Annotated in this window: 16 protein-coding genes; 3 read left to right on the plus strand and 13 right to left on the minus strand. The window is 66.1% G+C overall.

Translation table 11 applies throughout. The features are described from left to right. From WJ12_RS08575 to WJ12_RS08630, 12 genes are all read right to left on the minus strand, one after another. Positions 1-1635: an ABC transporter ATP-binding protein gene (locus WJ12_RS08575; RefSeq protein WP_069245628.1), complete on the minus strand. Its 1635-nt coding sequence runs from the start codon at positions 1633-1635 to the stop codon at positions 1-3. Then, on the minus strand, positions 1635-2738 hold the full coding sequence (locus tag WJ12_RS08580) for an ABC transporter permease (RefSeq protein WP_059557640.1): 1104 nt from the start codon (positions 2736-2738) through the stop codon (positions 1635-1637). The genes WJ12_RS08575 and WJ12_RS08580 overlap by 1 nt, the downstream gene beginning before the upstream one ends. After that, positions 2692-3744 (minus strand): microcin C ABC transporter permease YejB, encoded by a 1053-nt coding sequence (locus WJ12_RS08585; protein ID WP_034186847.1) that lies wholly within the window; start codon positions 3742-3744, stop codon positions 2692-2694. The genes WJ12_RS08580 and WJ12_RS08585 overlap by 47 nt, the downstream gene beginning before the upstream one ends. A gap of 12 nt (positions 3745-3756) precedes the next feature. Continuing rightward, positions 3757-5679, minus strand: a complete 1923-nt coding sequence (locus WJ12_RS08590) for an extracellular solute-binding protein (protein ID WP_082744686.1) — start codon at positions 5677-5679, stop codon at positions 3757-3759. A gap of 238 nt (positions 5680-5917) precedes the next feature. Beyond that, on the minus strand, positions 5918-8704 hold the full coding sequence (locus WJ12_RS08595) for a TonB-dependent receptor (protein ID WP_059557639.1): 2787 nt from the start codon (positions 8702-8704) through the stop codon (positions 5918-5920). Between the two features lie 315 nt (positions 8705-9019). Beyond that, entirely contained in the window at positions 9020-9595 is a 576-nt protein-coding gene (locus WJ12_RS08600; RefSeq protein WP_034186844.1) for a helix-turn-helix domain-containing protein, read from the minus strand. 304 nt (positions 9596-9899) lie between these two features. Continuing rightward, positions 9900-11090, minus strand: coding sequence for a tetratricopeptide repeat protein (locus WJ12_RS08605; RefSeq protein WP_059557638.1), 1191 nt, complete (start codon positions 11088-11090; stop codon positions 9900-9902). Positions 11091-11106: 16 nt separating this feature from the next. After that, positions 11107-11538 (minus strand): ExbD/TolR family protein, encoded by a 432-nt coding sequence (locus WJ12_RS08610; RefSeq protein ID WP_034186842.1) that lies wholly within the window; start codon positions 11536-11538, stop codon positions 11107-11109. Positions 11539-11567: 29 nt separating this feature from the next. Beyond that, on the minus strand, positions 11568-11990 hold the full coding sequence (locus tag WJ12_RS08615; protein WP_048250972.1) for an ExbD/TolR family protein: 423 nt from the start codon (positions 11988-11990) through the stop codon (positions 11568-11570). Positions 11991-12010: 20 nt separating this feature from the next. Continuing rightward, positions 12011-12919, minus strand: a complete 909-nt coding sequence (locus WJ12_RS08620) for a MotA/TolQ/ExbB proton channel family protein (RefSeq protein ID WP_034186840.1) — start codon at positions 12917-12919, stop codon at positions 12011-12013. Between the two features lie 86 nt (positions 12920-13005). Then, positions 13006-13704: an energy transducer TonB gene (locus WJ12_RS08625; RefSeq protein ID WP_034187008.1), complete on the minus strand. Its 699-nt coding sequence runs from the start codon at positions 13702-13704 to the stop codon at positions 13006-13008. A gap of 845 nt (positions 13705-14549) precedes the next feature. Next, positions 14550-15038 carry an aminoacyl-tRNA deacylase gene (locus WJ12_RS08630; RefSeq protein WP_034186839.1) on the minus strand — a complete coding sequence of 163 codons (489 nt, stop codon included), beginning with the start codon at positions 15036-15038 and terminating at the stop codon, positions 14550-14552. Between the two features lie 457 nt (positions 15039-15495). Here WJ12_RS08630 and WJ12_RS08635 point away from each other — a divergent pair, with 457 nt between their 5' ends. Beyond that, a complete protein-coding gene (locus WJ12_RS08635) occupies positions 15496-15789 on the plus strand; it encodes a YciI-like protein (protein ID WP_034186838.1) in 294 nt (97 codons plus the stop codon). A gap of 5 nt (positions 15790-15794) precedes the next feature. Here WJ12_RS08635 and corA read toward each other — a convergent pair whose 3' ends face one another. Then, positions 15795-16772 (minus strand): magnesium/cobalt transporter CorA, encoded by a 978-nt coding sequence (corA, locus tag WJ12_RS08640; RefSeq protein WP_034187007.1) that lies wholly within the window; start codon positions 16770-16772, stop codon positions 15795-15797. A gap of 200 nt (positions 16773-16972) precedes the next feature. Here corA and cydX point away from each other — a divergent pair, with 200 nt between their 5' ends. Further along, positions 16973-17119, plus strand: coding sequence for a cytochrome bd-I oxidase subunit CydX (cydX, locus tag WJ12_RS08645; protein ID WP_034186837.1), 147 nt, complete (start codon positions 16973-16975; stop codon positions 17117-17119). Next, positions 17116-17733: a P-loop nucleotide/nucleoside kinase family protein gene (locus tag WJ12_RS08650; RefSeq protein ID WP_034186836.1), complete on the plus strand. Its 618-nt coding sequence runs from the start codon at positions 17116-17118 to the stop codon at positions 17731-17733. Before cydX ends, WJ12_RS08650 begins: the two co-directional genes overlap by 4 nt. The last annotated feature ends 83 nt before the right edge of the window (positions 17734-17816 follow it).

Raw genomic sequence — 17816 nt, forward strand, 5'->3', positions numbered from 1 at the left:
TCAATCATCGGTTCTCTCTCGGGAGCCGCGCACCGGCGCCAGCATCGACGACGCCAGCAGCGCGCGCGTATACGGATGGGACGGCGCCTGCAGCACGTCGAGCGTATCGCCCTCCTCGACCACGCGCCCCGCCTTCATCACGACGACCCGGTGGGCCATCGCACGCATGACCGCGAGATCGTGCGTAATGAACAGGTAGCTCAGTTTGTACTTCTTTTGCAGATTCGTCAGCAGATTCAGCACCTGCTTCTGGATCGACACGTCGAGCGCGCTGGTCGGCTCGTCCAGCACCAGCAGTTCCGGCTCGACCGCCAGTGCGCGCGCGATCGCGATCCGCTGCCGCTGGCCGCCGGAGAATTCGTGCGGATAGCGCAGCATCGACTCGGCCGGCAGGCCGACTTCCTGCAGCAGCGCGGCGATCCGCGCGCGCCGCGCGTCCCCGGCCACCTGCGGCCGGTGCACCGCGAGCCCTTCGCCGACGATCTGCTCGACCGTCATCCGCGGCGACAGCGAGCCGAACGGATCCTGGAACACCACCTGCATCCTGCCGTACAGCGCGCGCCTGCCGCCCCTGGTCCGCAGCGTGTCGAGCGGCAGGCCGTCGATTTCGATCGCGCCGGCCGCCGGCCGCTGCAGACCGAGCACCGTCGCCGCCAGCGTCGATTTCCCCGAGCCGGACTCGCCGACGATCGCGAGCGTTTCGCCGCGCTTCAGCGACAGCGTCACGTCGTGCACCGCGCGGAACGTCGTCTTGCCGAGCGCCCCGCGCCAGCCTTTCGCCGCGATGCGGTAGTCGACCGCGAGATCGCGCACGTCGAGGATCGTCCGCGCCGCGGCCGCGACGGGCTCGACGGCCCGCTGCGGCGCGCTGTCGAGCAACCGGCGCGTATACGCATGCTGCGGCGCGGCGAACAGCGCATCGGTCGTGTTCGTCTCCACCAGCACGCCCTGCTCCATCACGGCCACGCGCTGCGCGAAGCGCCGCACCAGGTTCAGGTCGTGCGTGATCAGCAGCACGGCCATGCCACGCGCGGCGGCTTCCTGCTCCTGCAGTTCGAGCAGCAGATCGACGATCTGCTGGCGCACCGTCACGTCGAGCGCCGTCGTCGGTTCGTCCGCCAGCAGCAGCCGCGGCCGGCAGGCCAGCGCCATCGCGATCATCGCCCGCTGGCGCTGCCCGCCCGACAGCTGATGCGGAAAACTGTCGATGCGCCGCTCCGGCTCCGGAATCCCGGTGCGCCGCAGCAGCGCGATCCCGCGTTCGCGTGCGTCGCCGGGCCGCAGCCCCTCGTGCAGCCGCAGGCTCTCGGCGATCTGCTTGCCGATCGTATACAGCGGATTCAGCGCGGTCATCGGCTCCTGGAACACCATCGCGATGTCGGCGCCGCGAATCCCGCGCATCTGCTGTTCGGTCTTCGCAAGCAGGTCCTCGCCGTCGAACAGGATCCGTCCCGACAGCGCCGCCTGTTGCGCGAGCCGCAGGATCGACAGCGCCGTCACGCTCTTGCCCGACCCCGATTCGCCGACGAGCGCGACACGCTCGCCGCGGCCGATCGACAGGCTCAGTTCCCGCACCGCGGGCTTCGCGCCGAAGCGCGCCGAAAACCCGTCGATCTGCAGCAACGCGTTCGCCATCATCGCCCTCCGCCGAACGCCGAGCCGCGCGCGCGCGTGTCGAGCGCGTTGCGCAACGCGTCGCCCATGAACGTGAGCAGCAGCAGCGTCACCACCAGCGCGGCGAATGCGGAGATCGAGATCCACCACGCATCGAGGTTGTTCTTGCCCTCCTGAAGCAGCTCGCCGAGGCTCGGCGTCGGCGGCTGTACGCCGAGACCGAGGAAGTCGAGGCTCGTCAGCGACAGGATCGCGGCGCTCATCCGGAACGGCAGGAACGTGATCACCGGCGTGAGGCTGTTCGGCAGCACGTGACGCCACATGATCTGCGCGTTCGTCAGCCCCATCGTGCGGGCCGCTTTCACGTAATCGAGCATGCGGTTGCGCAGGAATTCGGCGCGTACGTAGTCGGACAGCACGAGCCAGCCGAACATCGACAGCAGGATGAACAGCAGCCACAGCGACGGCGTGAAGATCGATGCGAAGATGATCAGCAGGTAGAGGTCCGGCAGCGCGCTCCAGATCTCGATCAGGCGCTGGCCGATCAGGTCGGTGCGGCCGCCGTAGAAGCCCTGCAGCGCCCCCGTCAGCACGCCGACCAACACGCCCGACACGGTGAGCGCGAACGCCATCAGCACCGACAGCCGAAAGCCGTACAGGAGCCGCGCGAGCACGTCGCGCCCGAACTGGTCGGTGCCGAGCCAGTTGCTCGCCGATGGCGGCGCCGGATACGGCCGCGACGCGAAGTAGTCGATCGTGTCGTAGCGATAGCGATTCGGCGGATAGATCGCGAAATTGCCGTGCGACTCGAGCTTCGCGCGGATGTACGGATCGAGGTAGTTCGTCTTCGCGGGAAAGTCGCCGCCGAACTCGGTCTCCGGGTAGTCCTTCACGATCGGGAAATAATAGTGCCCGTCGTAGCGCACGAGCAGCGGCCGGTCGTTCGACAGGCCATCGGCACACAGGCTGAGCGCGAACAGCACGACGAAGATCACGAGGCTCGCATGGCCGAGCGGCTGCGCGCGAAAGCGCTGCCAGGTACGCCGCCACGGCGAAGGCGACGGCGCGCACGCGGGATCAGTGGTCCAGGCGGCTGAACTGGATACGGGGGTCGACGAGGACATAGCAGATATCCGCGATAAGCTTGGTCAGCAGACCGATCAGGGTGAACAGGAACAGCGAGCCGAGCACGACCGGATAGTCGCGACGGATCACCGCGTCGTACGACAGCTGCCCCATTCCGTCGAGCGAGAACAACGTCTCGATCAGCAGGTTGCCGTTCAGGAACGCGCCGACGAAGGCCGCGGGCAGCCCGGTGAGCAGCGGGATCGCCGCATTGCGCAGCACGTGCTTCCACAGCACGTCGCGCTCCGGCGCCCCTTTCGCCCGCGCGGTCAGCACGTACTGCCGGCCGATTTCCTCGAGGAACGTGTTCTTCGTCAGGATCGTGACGATCGCGAAATTGCCGATCACGGCCGCCGTGACGGGCATCACGATGTGCCACAGGTAGTCGAGCGTCTTGCCGATCAGCGTCAGGTCGTCGAAGTTGTCCGACGTGAGCCCGCGCATCGGGAACACCTGCCAGAACGTGCCGCCGCCGAACAGCATCAGCAGCAGCACGCCGAGCACGAAACCCGGCACCGCGTAGCCGGTCAGCACCAGCACGCTCGTCACGGTGTCGAACCGCGAGCCGTTGCGCACCGCCTTCGCGATGCCGAGCGGCACCGACACGAGATACGTGAGGATCACCGTCCATAGCCCGAGCGTGATCGAGACCGGCAGCTTCGAGCGGATCACCGCCCACACGCTGCGGTGCGCGAAGTAGGACTGGCCGAGGTCGAACGTCGCATAGCTTTTGAGCATCAGCAGGTAGCGTTCGAGCGGCGGCCTGTCGAAACCGAACTGTTTTCGGATTTGCGCGATCTGCTGCGGGTCGACGCCCTGGCTGCCGTGATAGCCGCCCCCGCCTCCGCCCGCCTCGCCCCCGCGTGCGCTGCCGTGCCGCAACTGCGCGAGCACCTGCTCGACCGGGCCGCCCGGCACGAACTGCGTGACCGCGAACGTGATCGTCACGACGCCGACCAGCGTCGGAATCATCAGCAGCAGCCGCCTGAATATGTATGCCAGCATCGTCGTTCCCCGTCAGGCCGCCGGTGCGGGTTGTGCCGCCGGCTTCTTCACGTACCAGTAGTCGATGATCCAGTCCTCGTACTGATAGGAGTTCGGCACGACCGCCGGATGACCGAGCGTCGCCTTGTACCCGATCCGCGCGTTCGGCAGGTAGTACTGCGGGATCAGCACGTACAGGTTGATCAGCACGCGGTCGAGCGCATGCGTGGCCGTCTCGAGATCGTCGAGCGTGTCGGCCGCGAGCGCCGCGCGGATCAGCGCATCGACGGCCTTCGACTTCACGCCCGGATAGTTCTCGGAGCCCGGCTGCGACGCGGCCGCGCTGCCGAACCGGCGCGTCAGCTCCGCGCCCGGGATCGTCACGGGCAGGTAGATGTACGTCGTCATGTCGTACTCGAAATTGTCGAGCCGCTTCAGGTAGACGGCGCTGTCGATCTCGTGCAGGTACGCGTGGATGCCGAGCGTCGCGAGCGCCTGCGTGTACGGCAGGATCAGGCGGTCCATGCCGGGCTGGTCGTCGATGATCTCGATCGTCATCGGCGTGCCGTTCGCATCCCGCAGCGCGCCGTCCCGGTAGTGCCAGCCGGCCTGCTCGAGCAGGTCGCGCGCCTGCTTCAGGTTCGCGCGCAGCGAGCCGGGCGGCAGCGTCGACGGCTGCGCGATCATCGGGCCGAATACGGCCGGCGGCAACGTCGACCGGTACGGCTCGAGCAGCGCGAGTTCCTTCGCGCTCGGCATGCCGGACGCCGCGAACGGGCTCGCCTCCCAGAAGCTGTTGGTACGGCGGTACTGTCCGTAGAACATCATCCGGCTCATCCAGTCGAAGTCGAACGCCAGCGCGAGCGCATGCCGCACGCGCACGTCCTGGAACATCGGCTTGCGCAGGTTCATCAGGAAGCCCTGCATCTGCGCGGGGCCGTCCGGGAACTCGCCCTTCCTCAGCATCCCGTTACGGAAATTCTTGCCGACGTACTTGCGTGCCCACTGCGTCGAGCTGTACTCCATGCGCGCATCGATGTCGCCGGCCTTGAACGCTTCGAGCGACGTGTACTGGTCCAGGTAAAGCTTGAACGTCACGTGGGCGAAGCGGAACATCCCGCGCCGCGACGGCAGGTTCGCCGCCCAGTAGCGCGGGTTGCGCACGTAGCGGATCTGCTTGTCGTTCCTGCGCTGCTCGATCAGGTACGCGCCGCTTGCGATCGGCGGCACGTTCGCGATCTGGTCGAACGGCGGCCGCGTGCCGTCCGCGCGTTGCCCCCATTTCGGCGAGAACACCGGCAGGTCGCCCGCGATCAGCGCCGCGTCGCGCTCCGCATGCTTGAACTCGAAGCGGATCGTGTGGCCGTCGACCACCACCGCGCGCTTGATGATCGAGAACTGCGCGTTGTAGAGCGGCGACGCCTGCGGGCTCGTCAGCGTGTCGAACGAGTACTTGACGTCGGCCGCGGTGATCGCGTCGCCGTTCGAGAATCGCGCGGCCGGGTTGAGGTGGAACGTCGCCGACAGCCGGTCCGGCGCAACCTCGACGTCGTCGGCGATCAGCGCGTATTCGGACGCGAGTTCGTCCCAGCTGCGCTGCATCAGCGTGTCGAACATCAGGTTCTTGATGTCGGGTGCGGGCGAACCGCGCACGAGGAACGGGTTCAGCGAGTCGTAGCTCTGCGCTTCGTCGTAGTTTTCGAAATCGAGCGTGCCGGTGTCGGGCGCGTTTACATCCGCGTAGTCGAAATGCGTGAAGTCCGGCGGATATTTCGGCTGATCGTATTGCGAGATCGCCGGCACCGCGAGCGCGTCCCGCGGCAGCGCACCGCTCGACACGAGCAGCACCGCGCAGGCGAACAACGCGGCACGCACGCCGCGGCGCATTCGCGCCTGCGCGCGCATCGGACGCGTGCGGTGCGACACGCGTGCCCCTCGCCATTTCAACAGTCTCATGGTCAGTCTGTCCGGAAGCGTGCGGGCGCGAAGCCTTCGCACGGTCGATGCCTGTGCCGGACGCCGCGTGCCGGCCGCGTCCCGCTGGTGGTTCATGGTGCAAGATCGAAACGCCGCGCCGTCGCGTGCCGCGATTGCGGGCCCGCGTGGCGCCAGGCGAAAAAGGGCCGCTCCAAACAAAGGGGAGGTGTGGACGTGGAGCGGCCCGTCCAAGCCTGTCAATCCATCGCCGCCTCCATCAGAACTTGTACGTCGCGCCGACCTGCGCGAACCGGCCGATGTACGAGTACACCGACGTGTCGTACCCGCTCTGGCTCAGCGTGCCGTTCGCGAAGATCGGATCGTACGGCGGCGTGCGGTTGAAGATGTTGTCGATGCCGCCGTAGATCGTCCAGTTCTTGAAGCCCGTGTACGTCAGCATCAGGTTGAACTGGCTGTACGAACCGACTTTCGGCGGCTCCGCCATCAGGTTCTGCGCGTACGGGCCCGTGAACTGCCACGTCAGCGCCGCATCGAACTTGCGATAGTTCCAGTCCAGCGTCGTGTTGCCGCGCCAGCGCGGGAAGCTGCCGCCGAACGGCTGCGTGATCGTGAAGTTGTTGCCCGCGCCGTTCACCGGTGCGCCGCCCGGGAAGCCGATCTTGTAGCTGTTGATGTACGCCCAGTCGCCCGACAGCGTGAGCATGCCCCAGCCCTTGAGCGGCAGCCCCTGGCGGAACGTGCCTTCGAAGCCGTTCGTGTCGAGGTAGCCGAGGTTCTGGTACGGAATGACCTTGTACAGCAGCTGGCCGGTCGTCGGGTCGGTCACGACCTGCGACGGCTTGCCCTGGCCGATCACGTTGTCGATGCGGATCTTGTACCAGTCGAAGCCGATGTCCGTGTAGCGGGCCGGCGAGACCTGGAAGCCGATGTTGAAGTTGCGCGTGCGCTCCGGCGCGAGGTTCGGGTTGCCGACCGTGATCGACGTGTAGTTCTGCCCGGTGGCCGGATCGACCTGGATGCCGAGCGTCTGCGACTTGCTGTCCTCGACGAAGGTCGGCGCACGGAACCCGCGGTTGTACGACGTATACAGCGTCAGCGCCTTGATCGGCTGGTAGCGCAACGCAAAGCGCGGCGAGAAGGCGCCGCCCACGTCCGTGTAGTGGTCGTAGCGGCCCGCCTGGCTGAACGTCAGGTTCTCCAGGATCGGCACGTTGATCTGGTAATAGACGGCCGCGACGTTGCGCGCACCGTTCACCGTCTCCAGGTCCGGCGAGATCACCGCGCCGGACAGGTACTCCGAGCCCGGCGTCAGCGTTTCGCTCTGGTGCGTGAACTGTGCGCCGAAACCGATGCCGACGTCGCCGGTCGGCAGATGGAACAGGTTCGGCGTCGACAGCGTCGCATCGATCGTGTCGAGCTTCGAGATGCCGAGGTTGTTCGCTTCCTGGTACAGCCCGTTGAACGCGTTCGGCGTCGCGGCCGGGTTCGCGAAGTTCAGCGTGCCGTTCTGGTAAATGTTGTTCAGCGCGTTGACGTTCAGCTGGTTCGTGAACACGTTCGACACCGTGCTCTGCGAATGGCTGACCGACGTCGCCCAGTCCCAGTCGCCGTACGGCAGCGTAAAGGAACCCTTGATGCCGGCCGCCGCGCGCCAGTAGTTCGCCCAGGTCTTCTGCGCGACCGTGTTCGGGAACGCGTAGGTCAACGGCGTCGCCGCGCCCGTCGTGTTGTACGGGTTGGTCACCGGCACGACCGTGTTGAACGGCGACAGCAACTGCGTCTGCGGATTCCAGACGAGCGCCGGGTTCTGCGGGTTGCCGATCACGTTGTTCCACAGGCCGTCATTGGTCGTGGTCGTGTTGTAGCTTTCCAGGAAGTCCGCGAACGCCGTCGTCGTGTCGTTGATCTTGAAGTCGCCGTGCAGCTTCGCGTTCAGGCGTTCGGTCATCGGCAGGATCGACGTGCTTTCCGCCGTGTTGAACGCGCAGATCGTGCCCGGCAGGCCGGCCGACAGCGAGTTCGGCGCGGCCGGGCGAACCGCCCCGCCGGACGGGCAGCCGTTCAGCGCCTGCGCACTGCCGTCGGGCATGTTCCAGTAGGACGGCGCGAGCAGCGAAAAACCGCCCGGCTTGCCCGTGAAGTCCTGGTTGCGCGTCGAATCGCGATCGGCCAGCGTGAAGCCGTTCGACTTGTAATAGCTGAGTGCCGCCGTCACGTTGAAGCGGTCGGCGTTCAGGTCGCCGAAGCCGCCGAGCACGCCGAATTTCGTCGTGCCGTCGCCGTTGCCGGCATTGATCGCGCTGCCGATGCTGCCGTCGAGTTGCAGCCCGCGGAAATTGTGCTTCGTGATGATGTTGACGACGCCGCCGATCGCGTCCGACCCGTATTGCGACACCGCGCCCGTCTTCACGATTTCGATGCGCTCGATGTCGTTGAGCGGCAACGTGTTGAGGTCGAAGAACGAATCGACGCTGTTCGAGAAGAACGCATACGGCGCCACGCGCTGGCCGTCGACCAGCACGAGCGTGTATTTCTCCGACAGGCCGCGCAGCGCGATGCCGGCCGCGCCGGCCGCGAAGTTGCCCGATTGCCCTTCGCCCCAGCTGTTCGCCGAGTTGGCCGTCGCATTGCGCAGGAAGTCGGTCACCGTCACCGCGCCGCTGGCCTGGATTTCCTTCGGCGTGATCGTCTGCACCTGCTGGAAGCCCGTCTTGTCGGATTGCCGGATCAGCGAGCCGGTCACCTCGAACCGCTTGATCTGCGCGACCTTGCCCTGCCCGTTCTCGGCGGGTGCCGCAGGCGTTGCCTCGGCTGCCGCACCGGACGCCACATCGGGGGCCGCGGCCCCCGCAGCGGCGGTACCGGCGATGCCGCCCGCCTGCGCGACGGTCACGGGTGCGCCGTTCGCGACCGCATCCGCGATGGCGACGGCGCCCGGCGCCGGCTGGCTCTGGGCGAACGCCGACGGCGCCAGTGCGGCCGTCAACGCGAGTTCCGCCCAGACTATCCTCTTGATGGCCAACGCCAACACTCTCTGCTTCATCTTGTTTCCTCTCGCTCGTAGTAAGACCCCACCTGCCGTGCGCCGGAACCTTGTGAATTCCTTGCGCGTCCTGGGTGCCCGTGTACCGGAACCCGCGATTGCCACTGTTTCGACTGCCATGACTCGAACGGATCGGCCTCGGGGCACCCGCACCATTCAGCACGACCGTTTTTTCTTTTGATTCGCCATACTAATTACCTACATTGAGCGCACCGCCCGCTTCCTCCCGGTTCGACGGATGGCGCATCGTGACGCGCGCCCCTCCTTCGATCGGGTACTTCTCCTTCGTCGCGGCCCGAAGCGTGGCCGGCGCCGCTAGAACAGCCTCGGCGTGCCGACCCAGACGATCACGGCTTCCTCGTCGGCCGTGTTGTGCCACGCATGCGGCATCGTCGACTCGTAATGCGCGGTATCGCCCTCGTTCAGCGTGAACGTGCAGTCCTCGAGGGTCAGCGCGACCTGCCCGCGCATCACATAGACGAACTCCTCGCCCGCATGCGTGGTCATCTCGGACGGCTGCTGCCCCGCCGGCATCCTGACGAGGATCGCGTCGAGCTTGCGGTCGTCGGCCGGATTCGTCAGCCGCGCGAACAGGCTCGCCGAGTTCGCGAACTGGAAATACCGCAGCGCGTTGCCGCGACACACCGAACGCGCTTCCGTCGGCGTGTCGATGAAGTACTGCATCGTCACGCCCAGCGCTTTCGCGATCCGGACCAGCGATGTGATCGACGGCGTGGCCCGCCCGCGCTCGACCTGCGACAGGAACGGCTTCGAGATACCGGCGATGCCGGCCGTTTCGTCGAGCGTGAGTTTCAGGCGCTGGCGCAGCGCCCGGATCTTGTTGCCGAGCGACACGGCGACGAGCACCGACTCATCAGGGGGCACAACCATGGAAGGACGGAGCCTCGCAGTCGAAATCGGTTTGATGTCGGCGATCGTTGACCGAAGCCACGATGCGCACGGCCCGGCGCGATACCGGCCCGTGCACGGCAGCCGCGGGCGGGCCGTGCGCGGCGCGGCGCGGCACAGTCGCGGCCCGCGCGCACGCGTCTCGTTCATTTCATTCGGTTTACTAACTAACAAGGTTGCCCCTTTTCGTCGTTGAACCTGACCGCCATGCATCGGAACGCTCGCGGCGGCACGCCGCTTGCCGACTGACTGCGCCCGCGTCGTGTGCCGGCGCCCTTTCGTTGCGTTACCGGGAAGCCACCGCCGTCCACAGCCTGGCCAGGTCACCGGAACCGTCGGTTCCCTTGACCGTGCGCAGCACCTGCACCGCACGCACCTTCTGGCCGGCCACGTAGTACGCCTCGCCGAGCCGCAGTCGCGCCGCGTCGGGATGCTCGAGGCCGCCCTTGGCGATCGCCTGCTCCATCATCGGCAAACCCTGCTGCGCCCGGCCCGCAAAGACGAGATTCATGCCCGTGTCGAGCGGCGTCACCGGCGTCGCGGCGTCCCCGCCCGGCTGCGCGCGCTTCGCGGCAAGCGCCTGCAGCCGTTTCTCGCGATCCGCCTGCGCGTCCTTGCCGAGTACGCCGGTCGCGAACCCCTGGTCGATCACCTGCTTGCCTTCGGCGGGAGACCCAGCAACCAGCGCGAGTTGGGTCATCTCCATGTACGCGTCGGCCGTCGCAAGCGAGCCCGTCGCACGGCGCAACCGGTAGATGTCGAGGTCGAGCGACGACAGATACCCGGGCGTGCCGCGAATGGCCGCGATCATTTCGTCCCAGTACGCGGGACTCGGATGGTAGGCGACCAGCAGCCCGAGTGCCCCGCGATACGCGTTGCCGTCCTTCACTTTCTGCGCGCACGTCGCGAGCATCTGCAACTGCCCTTCGTCCGGCGCGTGCCCGCCGTTCGCCTGCGTGTCGGTGCTCGCCTTCAACTGGCTCACGACCGGCGCGCAATCGTTCGACAGGTAGTACGACTGCGTGAGCAGCGTGCGCATTTCGGGATCCGTGCCGCCGGCCTTCAGGTAGCGCTGTGCGGTCCGGATCGCCAGCGGGTAGTTCTTTTGCTGGAAGTAGATGCCGGCCAGCGCGGCCGTGGTGCGCTGCTCGTCCTCGCCCGACAGCCGCCCCGAGTTCAGCACCGACTCGTACGCCTGCGCGGCCGTGCCCGTGTCGCCAGCCGCCATCGCCGCCGCGCCGCGCATCTCCTCCACCATGTACGTTTCGTACGGCGTCCGGTTGGGCACGGCCGCCGCCTGGGCGATCTTGCCGAGCGCGTCGCGATACTTGTGCGCGCGGTACAACTCCTGCGCAGCCGCGAGCGGTTTCGCCACGTCCGGCCGCAGCGCGTCCGCCGGCAGCGCCGGCCGGCCGAGCATGCAGGCCGCGCCGAGCGCCGTCACCGCCACCATCCGTTTCCATCGTCGCTGGTTCATCGGCTCGTCCGTTTCGTCATTGCATGAACTGTTCGTTGCCGATCAGGCCGATCTTGGTCGCGCCGACGCGCTGCGCGGACGCCAGCACGGCCGCCACGTCCTTGTACGGCACCAGCTTGTTCGGGCGCAGGTGGATCTCCGCCTGCACGGGTTCCGCCGCGACCTGCGACAGTTTCGCCTCGAGCGCCGAACGGTCCGGCACCGGCGCGCCGTTCCACGTCGTCGTGCCGTCGAAGTCGATATCGATCTGCACGACTTCCGGCGGCGCGGCCGGCGGCGGCGGGTTGCCGACCGGCAGGTCCATCTTCACCGAATGCATCTGGATCGGAATCGTGATGATCAGCATGATCAGCAGCACCAGCATCACGTCGATCAGCGGCGTGGTGTTGATGTCCACCATCACGTCCGGTTCCGCATTGCTCCCGCCCGAAGGCACGTTCATCCCCATCGTCGACTCCTGTGGATCCGCGTTGGCGCCTAACCGCCGCGCGCCGGCGGCTCCGTAATGAATGACAGCTTCGCGATCCCCGCGCGCTCGCACATCGTGACCACTCGCCCGATGAACTCGTAGCGCGTGTTCTGGTCGCCCCGCACGTGGACGCTCGGCTGCGGCTGTTGTTGCGACACGCCCTTGAGCTTCGCGAGCAGCGTCGGCGCGTCCACCAGCTGCTCGCCCCAGAAGAAATCGCCGTCGCGATTCACCGCGATCTCGATGCTTTTCGGCGTCGTCTGCAGCGGCTGCACCGTCTCCTTCGGCAGCTGAAGCTGGATCGTGTGCGTCACGACCGGAATCGTGATCAGGAAGATGATCAACAACACCAGCATCACGTCGACGAGCGGCGTCGTGTTGATGTTGGCGATCACCTCGTCGCTATCGTCCTGCCCGACGTTCATGGCCATCGCGCGCCTCCGTCAGCCGGTCAGTTCGCGAGCGACGCCGCCGGCGCCGCCGCCCGCACCGGGCGCCGGTTGCCGGCCAGCAGCACCGTGTGCAGTTGCGCGCCGAAGTTGCGGACCCGCTCCATCACCGACTTGTTGCGCCGGACCAGGAAGTTGTAGCCGAGCACCGCCGGCACCGCGACGGCGAGGCCGATCGCGGTCATGATGAGCGCCTCGCCCACCGGGCCCGCGACCTTGTCGATCGAGGCCTGGCCCGCGATGCCGATCGCCGTCAGCGCGTGATAGATTCCCCAGACGGTGCCGAACAGCCCGACGAACGGCGCGGTCGACCCCACCGTGGCCAGGAACGCGAGGCCGTCCTGCATCCGGTTCGATACGTTCGTGATCGAGCGCTCGACCGATACGTCGATCCACGTGTTGCGGTCGACCGCTTCGAGCAGCGCGTCTTCGTGATGCTCGCCGGCTTCGATCGCGGTTTCGGCGATGAACCGGAACGGCGACGCCTCGTCGAGCATCCTGGCGCCCTCGGCCAGCGACGGCGCGGTCCAGAGCTGCGCGTCGGCCAGTTTCGCGCGGCGATTCGCGCGCAACTGCTCCAGGAACTTCGTGACCATGATGTACCAGCTTCCCATCGACATGATCACCAGCAGGATCAGCACGAAACGCGCGACGAAATCGCCGTTCTTCCACAGCGCGCCGAGCCCGTACGGATTGTCGACCGCCACCGTCGTGGCCGGCGCGGGCGGCGGAGCCGGCTCGGCGGCGGCCGGGACCGTGGCCGGCGCGGCCGACGGCGCCGCGGCCTGCGCCGATGCATCGGCCGCCCCGCTGGCCTGCGCATGGGCGAGCTGCGGCGCAACGAACCCGTCGACCACGGCGACGGACATCAACATGCTTGCCGCCAGCGCGGCCAGTGAACGCTTCGTCATACCCCACTCCAGTTCTTTCGGTGAACTTATTACATAAGTTCGAGACGGTTTTCCCCGACCCGGCGCGTGCCGGGCCGCCCACTGCATCAATTCAGATTGAACGAGAACGGCACCTGGACCCGCACCGACTGGCCCTGTGCGACGCATTTGAACCGTTTCACGGTGTTGTACGCGGCTCGATCGAGGATCGGATCCGCGGACTGCGCGACGCGCTCGTTCGTGATGTTCCCTTCCGCATCCACGACGAACTCGATCGTCACGTCACCGGTGATGTTGTTTTCCTGCGCTTCCTTCGGATACTGGATCGACGCACGCAGCGCGTCCGAATTCGGGCAGACGACCCCGACGTCATGGCTGACCGGCTTGGCCGGTGCCGGCGGCGCCACCACCGGCGCCTGCACGGCCGGCGCGGACGGCACCGGGGCCGCCTGGTGCGTGATCGTCGCCTGCGGCGGCGCCTGCACCTGGACTTCCGGCGGCGGCACGAACGGCGGCGGCGGCGGTGCGAATTTCGGCGGCGGGAGCTTGACCACCGGCATCGGCGGTGGCGGCGGCGGTTTGACCGGCTCGATGATGCGGGTCTCGATCGGATGCTGGATCACCTGCACGACTTTGGTCGCGAGGCCGTTGAGCAGCGCGTAGATCAGCACTGCATGCAGTACCAGGACGATCCCGATGCCGCCGAACCGGCGCACCGGGTTCTGCTGCTTCTTGCCGAACTCTCTCGGACGCCCCAGCGTGGCCAGCCCGCTGTTCGAAGTAGCCAGATGTTCTTCGACTTTCATGCCCACCATCCATCCCCCAAGCGATTCGCCCAGTTTCGGGTTGCGGCCGGCAGCGCAGCCAGGTCGGCAGCGCCACCGCATCACCCCGAACATTTCATTTCAAATTCAATTAGCAATCCGAATTGAAAGAATCACATTCGAATTCCAATTCATTCTTTTTCACGAAATCGTTGCGCCGATGCGGCCCGGATTTATACCGGAAAAACACCCACCTGCGCGGTCAGGCAATTGTCAGCCGAGCTGGCGCCCCTCGCAATTCGTATGACGATTCGCCGTTCGTTACGCGGTGATGTCAATGGCGCCGTTCACTTGGGTGCAGACGATAGCAAGGAAAAAATTTTGCCGTCAAACTTTATTTGATGCCCAAATACAAAGTTTGGAGGGCTTATTCAAATAATATTCCGGTAAGCACAAATCAAGTCTTTATTATTGAATTGGTAATTGATTTGTATGGATATATTCCAATCCGTATATCGAACCCGTCCGACATGGATTTTCGTGTATTTCCCGTGCGGCACGGGAAATGACCTCCCCCTTGGGGGCAACGAGCCGAACGTACCCGCCACGCGTCAATATGGGAGGCGGTCGACCGGCGCTTCGGGGCGCCCGCATCGAAGCACGCCGGTATCGCATGCCGTGACACGTCGACGGGACGAGTCAACCTTGCTGGAATAAACAGGAATCCGACACAACAAAGGTCGAATTGAATTTAATTCAGACCTCGTGAAATAGATTCGTATGTCGAATTAACTGACTGGAACATCGCAATCAAGCAGGTGCACCCCCTCCCCGCCGGGGCGCACGCCTGCGCACCGGCCCTGCGCATCACCGCATTCGAGGCTCCCTCAGGACAGCATCATCCCTTGCATCTTGTGCGAGAAATGCGCGCGCTCGGCCGTCTCCATCAGCGTCAGGAATTCATCCTGCATCATGTGGATCAGCGCTTCGTGGTCGCCGGCCTCGAAATAGACTTCCGGCTGCTGCGCGAGACGTTCCTCGAGGAACGTCTTCATCCCGTACGCCATGCATACCGGCGGCAGCGCGCCCATGTCGCAGTCCTTGAACAGTTCGCGCAATTCGACCTCCCGGGCAAGCACGAGATGGCGTCCCGTCTTCACCCAGAGATCCGACAGGCGCACCGCGTGCGTGGTCGGCAAGACCGCGGCGACGTAGCCCTCGTCGTCCTCGAGGAGCACGGTTTTCGCGAGGCGGTCGCCGGGGATATGCGCGGCGGCGGCCGTCTCCATGCTCGTATGGCTATAGGGGTGGTACACGACTTCGTACCGCGATGACTTCTGGCGCAGGCAATCCTGCAGGGTGGCTGATACAGGCATGGCTCACCTCGTCTGGGCGAATCGGGCGAACGGAGTTCGCTCCGGATTCGTTCAGCATAGGTCGCATTCCGGCCAATGGAAACGCCCGCGCGCAGCGCCCGCCCGGACGGCCCCGCGCACGGTTCCGATCCCTTTTCGCCGGCCCCGGAAGCCGCCGCCGGCACGTGGAATCCCCGCCCGGCATGGACGTGACCGCCCCTCTTTTCCTGCAGACGATTCCAGGCACCAGTGCTGTGGTGCGAAGGCGCCCGTCACTTTCCGGGCGCTTTGGAAACCAGACCGTTAGTTGCGTTTATTCCGGAATGTCGACGAAACCCGGTCACGCATTTCGATCCGTCCGACGCCCTGACAACCGTGCGCCGCGCCGCGCAAAGCGCACTGCCAAAGGCCGTACGGTGCCCTATACTGAGCCGGCCGGCCCGCGATCCGGCGGCACCCACCGACTCCGGGAGCGATCATGCATTACCAGTTGATCTACGAACTCGTCGACGATTACCTGTCGCGGCGCGAACCCTTCCGCGCGCAGCATCTCGCGCTCGCGCAGGCCGCGACCGAGCGCGGCGAACTGATGCTCGCCGGTGCGCTGGCGGACCCGGCCGATCAGGCCGTGCTCGTGTTCGAAGGCGATTCGCCGGAAGCGGCCGAATCGTTCGCGCGCGCCGATCCGTACGTGCAGAACGGCCTCGTGAAATCGTGGCGCGTGCGGCCGTGGCGCGTCGTGGTCGGCAAGCACGCGCCACGCCAGGCCTGAGCTGGCTACAGCCACCCTGCCCGCTTGAAACGCCACCACAGCGCGAGATCGGCGACGACCATCACCGCGATGCAGCCGTAGAAGCCGTATTTCAGGTGCAACTCGGGCATGTTCGCGAAATTCATCCCGTAGATGCCGGCGATCATCGTCGGTATCGCGAACAGCGCGGCGAACGAGCCGAGCCGCTTCGTCACTTCGTTCTCGGCGAGCGAAATCATCCCGAGGTTGACCTGGATCGCCGTGACGACCATCTCCCGGCGTCCTTCAATCGTCTTCACGATCCGCTGCAGATGGTCGTACACGTCGCGGAAATAAGCGGCCATCCCGCTGCACACCTGCGGCACGCGCCCGCCGGTGAGCTTGGCGAGCGGCTCCATCAGCGGCGCCGTGTGCTGGTACAGCATCACGAGCCGGCGTTTCAGCGAATAGAGATCCTCGATGATCGCGCGCGACGACGCGGGCGTCGCTTTCGCGAAGATGCGGTCCTCCAGTTCCTCGAGCTCCGCACCGAGCGTTTCGAGGATCGGAAAGTAGCGGTCGACCACCTGGTCCATCAACGCGTAGAACACGAACGCCGAGCCCTCCCGCAGCAGATGCGGCTCCCGCTCGCAGCGCTTGCGCACGTCGCGGAAATCATGCTCGGTATGGTTGCGGATCGACAGCACGTAGTTCGGGCCGACGAACACGTTCAGTTCGCCGACCTTGAATTCGTCGTCCTCGTCGAGCTCGACCGTATGCAGCACGGCGAACAGCGAATCGCCGTACTCCTCGATCTTCGGCCGCTGGTGCCCCTTGCGGGCGTCCTCGAGCGCGAGCTCGTGCAGCCCGAACTCCTCGCCCATCAGGTCGATTTCCTCCGGCGTCGGATCCTTCAGCGCGACCCACACGAAGCACTCGGGCTTCGACACGTAGTCGCTGATGGCGTCGATATCGATGTCGGCCAGCTTGCGGCCATCCTGGTATGCAGCGCAGTTGATCAGCATGTCGTCCGTCATGTTGCGGTTTGTGCATCAGTTTACCGGTTTGCTGCGCGGACGGCCCGGCTTGCACGGCACGCCGATATTGGTCATGATCGGGCTGCGTGCGCCGCAGCACGCGCATCGGGGTACTTCGACCGGCCCGCGGCACCTGCGTTGCGCAACGCACAACGCCCGTGCGGCCCAACCGTCAAGGAGGCAGACCTATGTGGTATTTCTCGTGGATACTCGGCATCGGCGTGGCGCTCGGCTTCGGCATCATCAACGCGATGTGGCTGGAAGCGGAAGTCTTCTCGCGCGGCGACAGGCGCAACGACGCGTCGGGCCCGCGGCCGGGGAGCCAGGCTTCGTGACGCACCTGGTGTTCTTCTGCGGTCACGCCGGCACCGGCAAGACCACGCTCGCGAAGCGGCTCATCGGGCCGCTGATGCGCGCCACCGGCGAGGCGTTCTGCCTGCTCGACAAGGACACGCTGTACGGCCGCTACAGCTCGGCCGCGATGGGCGCGCTCACGGAAGATCCGAACGATCGCGACAGCCCGCTCTACCTGAAACACCTGCGCGATCCCGAATATCACGGCCTGCTCGATACGGCCCGCGACAATCTCGCGCTCGGCATCAGCGCGATCGTCGTCGGCCCGCTGTCGCGCGAAGTGCGCGACCGGCGCATCCTCGATCGCGCGTGGCTCGGCATCGCGCCCGACGTCACGCTGACGGTCGTCTGGGTCCACACGTCGGAAGACGTTGCACACGCACGGATCGTCGCACGCGGCAATCCGAACGATGCCTACAAGCTCGCGCACTGGGACGAATACCGGCAGCGCCGCTTCGTGCCGACCGGCCAGGAATGCGACGGCATCGTGATGTTCGACAACACCGCACCGTCCGACGCGGACGTCGACGCGCTGCTGTACCGCATCGTGCCGCCGCCGCAACCTGCGACGATCGTCCCGCCGCTGCCGGCCTGAGCGCACCGCACCGTTCCCGCCTTGCGCGTCACAAACGACAACGCCGGAAGCGCTGCTGCGCTCCCGGCGTCGTACGGCCCTCG

Source organism: Burkholderia seminalis (assembly GCF_001718535.1).
In the GTDB taxonomy this organism is placed as follows: Bacteria; Pseudomonadota; Gammaproteobacteria; order Burkholderiales; family Burkholderiaceae; genus Burkholderia; species Burkholderia seminalis.